Source organism: Fodinibius roseus, assembly GCF_900129315.1.
Classification (GTDB): domain Bacteria; phylum Bacteroidota; class Rhodothermia; order Balneolales; family Balneolaceae; genus Fodinibius; species Fodinibius roseus.
The window spans coordinates 22,012-28,011 of record NZ_FQUS01000031.1 but is presented as its reverse complement, the minus strand read 5'-3'; the positions used below and the strand labels follow the sequence as shown (position 1 = coordinate 28,011).

Annotated in this window: 5 protein-coding genes; all 5 read right to left on the bottom strand. The window is 50.2% G+C overall.

Translation table 11 applies throughout. The features are described from left to right. Nucleotides 1–80 precede the first annotated feature (80 nt). Nucleotides 81–1,670 (bottom strand): sialidase family protein, encoded by a 1,590-nt coding sequence (locus BUB16_RS19340; RefSeq protein ID WP_073068178.1) that lies wholly within the window; start codon nt 1,668–1,670, stop codon nt 81–83. Between the two features lie 132 nt (nt 1,671–1,802). Beyond that, nucleotides 1,803–2,573, bottom strand: coding sequence for a creatininase family protein (locus tag BUB16_RS19335; RefSeq protein ID WP_073068176.1), 771 nt, complete (start codon nt 2,571–2,573; stop codon nt 1,803–1,805). 488 nt (nt 2,574–3,061) lie between these two features. Continuing rightward, nucleotides 3,062–3,760, bottom strand: coding sequence for a GDSL-type esterase/lipase family protein (locus tag BUB16_RS19330; protein ID WP_084088454.1), 699 nt, complete (start codon nt 3,758–3,760; stop codon nt 3,062–3,064). A 249-nt stretch (nt 3,761–4,009) separates the two neighbouring features. Next, the gene (locus BUB16_RS19325) at nt 4,010–4,834 is read right to left on the bottom strand and encodes a class I SAM-dependent methyltransferase (protein WP_084088453.1); all 825 of its coding nucleotides are present in this window, start codon (nt 4,832–4,834) and stop codon (nt 4,010–4,012) included. A gap of 71 nt (nt 4,835–4,905) precedes the next feature. After that, the gene (locus BUB16_RS19320; RefSeq protein WP_170864474.1) at nt 4,906–5,865 is read right to left on the bottom strand and encodes a glycosyltransferase family 2 protein; all 960 of its coding nucleotides are present in this window, start codon (nt 5,863–5,865) and stop codon (nt 4,906–4,908) included. Nucleotides 5,866–6,000 lie beyond the last annotated feature (135 nt).

Genomic DNA, 6,000 nt, shown 5'->3' with positions numbered 1-6,000 from the left:
CCGTTTTAATCATCGAAATAAAAACTTATATAACGTCTTGCTGCAAAGGCTCAGAGAAGACCCTCTCTAAGTCGTTTGCTTCATAAGACCCTTAACAATTTCTGAAAATACAGGTCTCCGGTACCTTCATATAAAATGCCCACCGCCTGTTCATTCACGGGCGTGAGACAGGAATAGCCGTATCCCTGGTTTTCATTCAACAAAATCTGCTGATCCTCCGACCAGCTCAACCCGTCATCGGTACTCATTTTAATCGTCATGTTTTTCCGTGCCTCCGTGTTGTTGGGATTGGAAAACAGCAGGCAGTGCCTGCCCGATTCGTTTTCCGGACAGGGAAAAGTAATAAGGCTGGCCATGCTGACCGGTTCAACAAGAGCCGAGCGCGAAGTAGGATGCTTCTGCCAGCTTTCCCCCAGGTCATCCGTCGTATAGACGGAACGAGCCCCTCCGCGGTTGTCCCGCATGTTAAGCATCAGTGAGCCGTCACTCAGCTGTACCACCTGTGCCTCGGTGGTATTAGACCTGGCCCCGGACCCGATACTCCAGCTTTCCCCGTGATCTTTACTATAGATAATGGTGGCATAGGGCATACCCTCCTCATTTTTAAACTGGGCCGGAAAGACAAGCGTGCCGTCGTCCATGGTAATCCCCTTGCCCGGCCCCTGCAACAGCAGCTGCCACTCAGGATCTTTAATCTGTTTGGTAATATTAACAGGGTCGGACCATGTTTTCCCGTCATCTTCACTTTTAGCCAGCATAACCTGTCCCGTTTCTTCCGGCTCGAGTCCCGCTCCCGACGCCGTCCAGGCCCGCTCGCCGGGCATGCCGTGCGTCCACAGCGCCGCCACCCAGATCGTACCCGTTTCATCATCAACCAGTATGGAAGGGTCCCCAATCCCATTCTGATCTTCGGGCAATCCTCCCCACTCCCACATATCCATAATGACCCGCATCTCCTCCCAGGTCTGTCCCCCGTCGGTGCTTCTGTTAATGCCCACGTCAATATCACCCTGCAGGTCGCGGGCACTGTCATATCTTATATCGTAAGCGGCAATAAGCGTCCCCTCGTTCGTGGTCACCAAACCCGGGATCCGGTAGGTATGCACGCCCTCTTGTCCCCCTTGCCGAACCGCCACTCCTATGCGCTTTGCTCCCGGGGGAGAAGCTTCTGCGGGTGACCAGCTTTTGCCGCTTTCGAAAATCAGCTTCTCCAGTCCCGCATCCACCCTGTTCAGTAACTCCGTACCTTTCTTCAACTTATAAGAAACCCAGAAAAAATTATCCCCCTCCTCCAGCTCCTGCCTCCCCGGGATCTCCATGACTTCATCAACTTGCTCAGTTCCCCCAAAGCGGACCGCCTCCTCCAGGGACCCTTCTTCACCGGCGTAGAAAATATCGACAGACGCTATATCCCCGATATCCGTAGTGCCCTCCGTAGTGATTTTCAGGCTGCCCACCGCATCTTCCGAACTCACCAGCGCTCCATCAGCACGCAGCTGAATCTGCAGCACGGGATTTCTTTCCCGGCCAATCAGGACCGGACTCACTTCCTGTTGGATCGTATTACCACTGTCACCCTGCTTTGAGGAAGGCTCCGTATCCCGGCAGGTTGTTACTGCCATCAACAAGACGGATAAAAAGGGCAGAACAAGTGTTTTACTCGTATTCATAGACAGATAGCGGTTTATTTAATTTAAAAAAACCGGGCTTTATAACGCCCCTGATGACTTTCTTCTTCCATCCTTTATTAAAAAGAACCGGTTCAGGCTGTCATTCGCATTAATCGCAGCCGTGCTAACGGTTTATTCATACAGGTCATCATTGTCCGTATGGGAAAGATCCACCAGAAAATCCGCAATATTATCCGTGACCGCGCTCAAAAAGGCCTCCCCCTTTTCAGCCGCAGCCGCTGCGGGATTGCCGACCCCGGTATCTTCCGTGACCTGCGTCCACTCCCGCTGCACGAATGTCCAACTCTCATTCAGGGCGGGAACCGTAAACTTGTTCGCCTTGCCGTCCCCGGCTTCCGACAGCGGGAGCACCCAGTCGGGTACAATATGCATCATCGTACTGCTTTCCATCTCCCCGGCATGGTCGCCCGGCTCATCAAAATACTGCTCGTCATCGGCCGCCTGGTACCAGTTCAGTGCACAGGAGAAAAGATCCGGGAAATCGACCGGAAGTGTGCGCAGCATCTGCTTGAAATGATTGCCGCCGTGGCCGTTTAAGATGACCAGTTTGGGGACCCCCTGACGCTCCAGCACATCCGCAATATCACTCAGCACGGCCATCTGCGTAGAGGGATTCATATTCAGGCACAGATCCACATCCAGCTGGCCGGTATTCACGCCGAACGGTACGGTGGGCAATACTACAGGTTTGGCATCCCGCTCCCATGCCTTGCGGGCCGATTCGGCCGCCACAAAATCGCATTGTATGACATCGGTGCCGTACGGGAGGTGATAGTTATGAGCTTCGGTGGCGCCCCAGGGCAGCACGGCCACGTCGTAGTCCTCATTTTTTACGGTTTTCCAGTTGGTTTCGGAAAGAATATAGGGTCGGGGTGAACTCATAATAAATGTATTCGGTGATTTCTAAATTAATATTTCAGCAAAGAAGCAATAACTATAAAAAATTTTGAGCTTTATATTTCTTTCATTAGCTATGAGAAGGCTTTGTAACACCGTTCTTTTGGCCAATGTCGGCATTATCGGTCGGTTGAAATCCTCACATATGGGCGGTATGCTGCGAGGGTAACCTCCCTGGGGCCTTGACCTTGAACAAAATTCCTGGTTTTCAAAGCCTTCTATGAAATAGTTTTCTAATCCAAAGTATAACAAATGAGCATCTTTTTTGTAGGCTTATTTATTATACTATTTTTCAGCAGTGTCCGGCCACGGCAAAAAACGAAAGACAATGGCCATCGCCCTTGCAAAGCTGGAACTTGACCGTCCAGCAGCTCGCTATTCGATATGACGATCGACTGCCACTGGACTTAACCCGTAACCCTAAAAATTAAACAACCCTGACAGAGTTTAGGTTACACTACCAGAATAATCATTCAGTCCATATACTTTTCAATCTCAGATTTCCATACAAGATACCCGCTGCCGTTCAGGTGGAGGCCATCCTCCGTGTACTCAGGGTTTAATTTGTCCCCTGCTATCGTCATATCATCAAACAGATCGATATAGGTGGCTTCCTGTTCGTCAGCCAGCCTTTTCAGCCCTTTATTGACGGTCTTGATCTCCGGCGTTTTGTCATAGTGAGAAGTAAAGCGGGAAAAGTCATCATTCACCGGCAGCAGGCTTTGAATATAAACTTCCGTATCCGGGGAATCCTTTTTGATCCGGTCGACAATTTTTTCATAATTGGAAAGCACATAATCAGGGGAGTGGTCCCTCGCCAGGTCGTTAACCCCGATCATAATAAATACTTTGTCCGGATGCGATTCCGTCACTTCATCCAGCCGGTACAGCACACCGTCTGTCTTATCCCCGGATATCCCCCGGTTTTTCAAGCGGTCGTTCCCAAAAAGCTCCGCCCATTCATTGCCGTCCGTAATACTGTCGCCCAGCAGGATGATTTCATCCTTCGCATTGGGCAGCTGTTCAAAAAGGGTTTTTCTCTGGTAATAATAGCTCCCGTAATCCGGTCGTTCTTCCGGGGTTTGAGCATGCCCCTCCGCTGCGAAGAGTCCGGAAAAAAGAATGGCGCAGGCCAGGAGCGTCTGGAAAAGGTTGCTGGAATAGTTTTTCATGAAGAATATGGGTTTTGAGTACATGTGATTTATATTGCTATTGTTTTGGCTTCCCCCTGGATGGCAGCTACAGATCTACCTGAAGGAAACACCGCAGTGTGCCTGTGCCGCCCGGATTCGAAGGCTTAACTTGAATGCACAGCCCCCATGCTGCTTATGGAGGCCCCTGTGATTCTTATTTGCGCAGCAATCTTCCGGAGTTTGATAGAGACAATTAACATCATCCGGTATTCAGCGTGCAAGATTATCCTACTCCTTTCTGGCCAGGGCATAGACCCCTGCTCCTTTCTCGTTCCGGTCATGCAGATCGAGCCACATTAGCACCAGGCTCACCGGCAGCGTCGGGACATAATAGACGGCCATCACAGGCAGCGCCCACAGGCCTATCTTTGTAAGCCACAGCATCGGATATTTAATCAGCAGCTCCCATGCCAGGTGTCCCTTGCTACCGTAGGTATAGGCCACATCCACCGGCCTGAAGCCGGCGGATTCCAGCTTACGGCGGATATCTTCTTTGCTATAGCCGGTGCGGGCATGCTCGTCTACAAAAGAGTCCTCCTCCCCGGCATCTTCCTCCGAATAAACCGAGGGTGAATGCATCAGGAAATAGCCTCCTTTTTTAAGCGCCCGGTGAATATTATTCATTACCTGCAGATCCTCTTCAATGTGCTCGAGCACATCCACACAGATGGCAAAATCGAAAGTAGATACCTCATCCAGTTCCAGCAGATTCTGCTGACGGAAAGAAATGCGTCCCCCTTCAATTTCCCCGTGGAAATAATACTTGCAATCCTCAAGGTAACCTGTTTTTACATCGACGGCATGAACCGTTGCGTTGGGAAACTGCTGCAGGATAAAGCGGTCGTACTGACCGAATCCCGATCCGGCATCAAGCATGGTCCAGGAGCCCTGTTCATCAAAGGGCGTGGCATAATTTTTGAGCAAGCGACGCACATACCAGCTGCGCAGGAAAAAAAGATCCAGCAGCATATAAAAGAGGGTTCGCAGTCCCCGGCTTTTTCGAATAATGTCGGCAAACCGGTCCTTCACAGGGTCATAGGCGATACGGCTCATGCAACAAGAATTACGGTGTTAAATTTGCTGTGGATATGAAACTGACGGCCATCTGATTGCATAAGAACCAGCTATATCACGTCTTTGACATTCGGCTTTTGCTGCTTTTCGTTTCGTTTCTGGATGAGCTCACCCAAAAATCCGATGGAAAAAATCTGGGCGCCGAGCACCATCAGCATGACGCCGAACAGCAGCAGGGGACGATCACCCAGCACGGCCCCGTAGAACAGCTTCTCAATCGTCAGGTATCCGTTGATAATTCCCCCTACAAAAAGAAGCAAAAAACCGAGCGTGCCAAAAAAGTGCATCGGCCGCTGCAGGTAGCGGTTGACGAACAGCAGCGTCAGCAGATCCAGGAAGCCATGCATAAAGCGCGAGAAGCCGAATTTCGTCTCCCCGTACTTCCGGGCGTGATGCTTCACCACTTTTTCTTCAATGCGGTCATAGCCCTCGAGTTTTGCTAGAAACGGGATGTAGCGGTGCAGCTCCCCGTATAGGTGAATATGTTCTATCACTTCCCGGCGATAAACCTTCAGGCCACAGTTAAAATCATTCAGATCAATACCGGTAAACAGGGCGGTTACTTTATTGAAAAATCGGGAGGGGACCGTTTTCCTCACCGGATCATGCCGAACCTTCTTCCACCCGCTCACGAGATCCAGCTGCCGCTCTTTTAGCTGCTGCAACATAGCGGAAATCTCAAAAGGATCATCCTGCAGGTCAGCATCCATGGTAGCAATATAGGCTCCCCGGGCCTGTTCAAATCCCGTCTGGAGCGCGGTGCTTTTGCCATAATTGCGCTGCATTCGTATGCCCCTGGCCCACGAATAGCTTTCGGTGACTTTTTTAATTTCCCTCCAGGACTGATCAGAGGATCCGTCATCCACGAAGATCAGTTCAAATGATGTTGATCCGGCGAGGGCTTCCCCTGTGCGTTCAGCCAGTTCCACGAGGGACTGTTGTTCATTGAACAGGGGCACGATTACGCTCAGTTCTATCTCATCAGACGTATGGCGATGCTGTACAGGCAATGGTTGCTTATGTATTTTATGGCAAAGAGTTAACCTAAATTATTCCTGAATAATAAGGAATTATTCGTTATCCTATTTTTTTAAAAAGCCTTAAAATATAAAAAAGTCTTTTTTTCAAATTTTTAAAGTGACGGC

Excerpts from the sequence above, each read along its gene's own strand:
- BUB16_RS19340 (WP_073068178.1), bottom strand. The coding sequence starts at position 1,670 with ATGAATACGAGTAAAACACTTGTTCTGCCCTTTTTATCCGTCTTGTTG.
- BUB16_RS19335 (WP_073068176.1), bottom strand. The coding sequence starts at position 2,573 with ATGAGTTCACCCCGACCCTATATTCTTTCCGAAACCAACTGGAAAACC.
- BUB16_RS19330 (WP_084088454.1), bottom strand. The coding sequence starts at position 3,760 with ATGAAAAACTATTCCAGCAACCTTTTCCAGACGCTCCTGGCCTGCGCC.
- BUB16_RS19325 (WP_084088453.1), bottom strand. The coding sequence starts at position 4,834 with ATGAGCCGTATCGCCTATGACCCTGTGAAGGACCGGTTTGCCGACATT.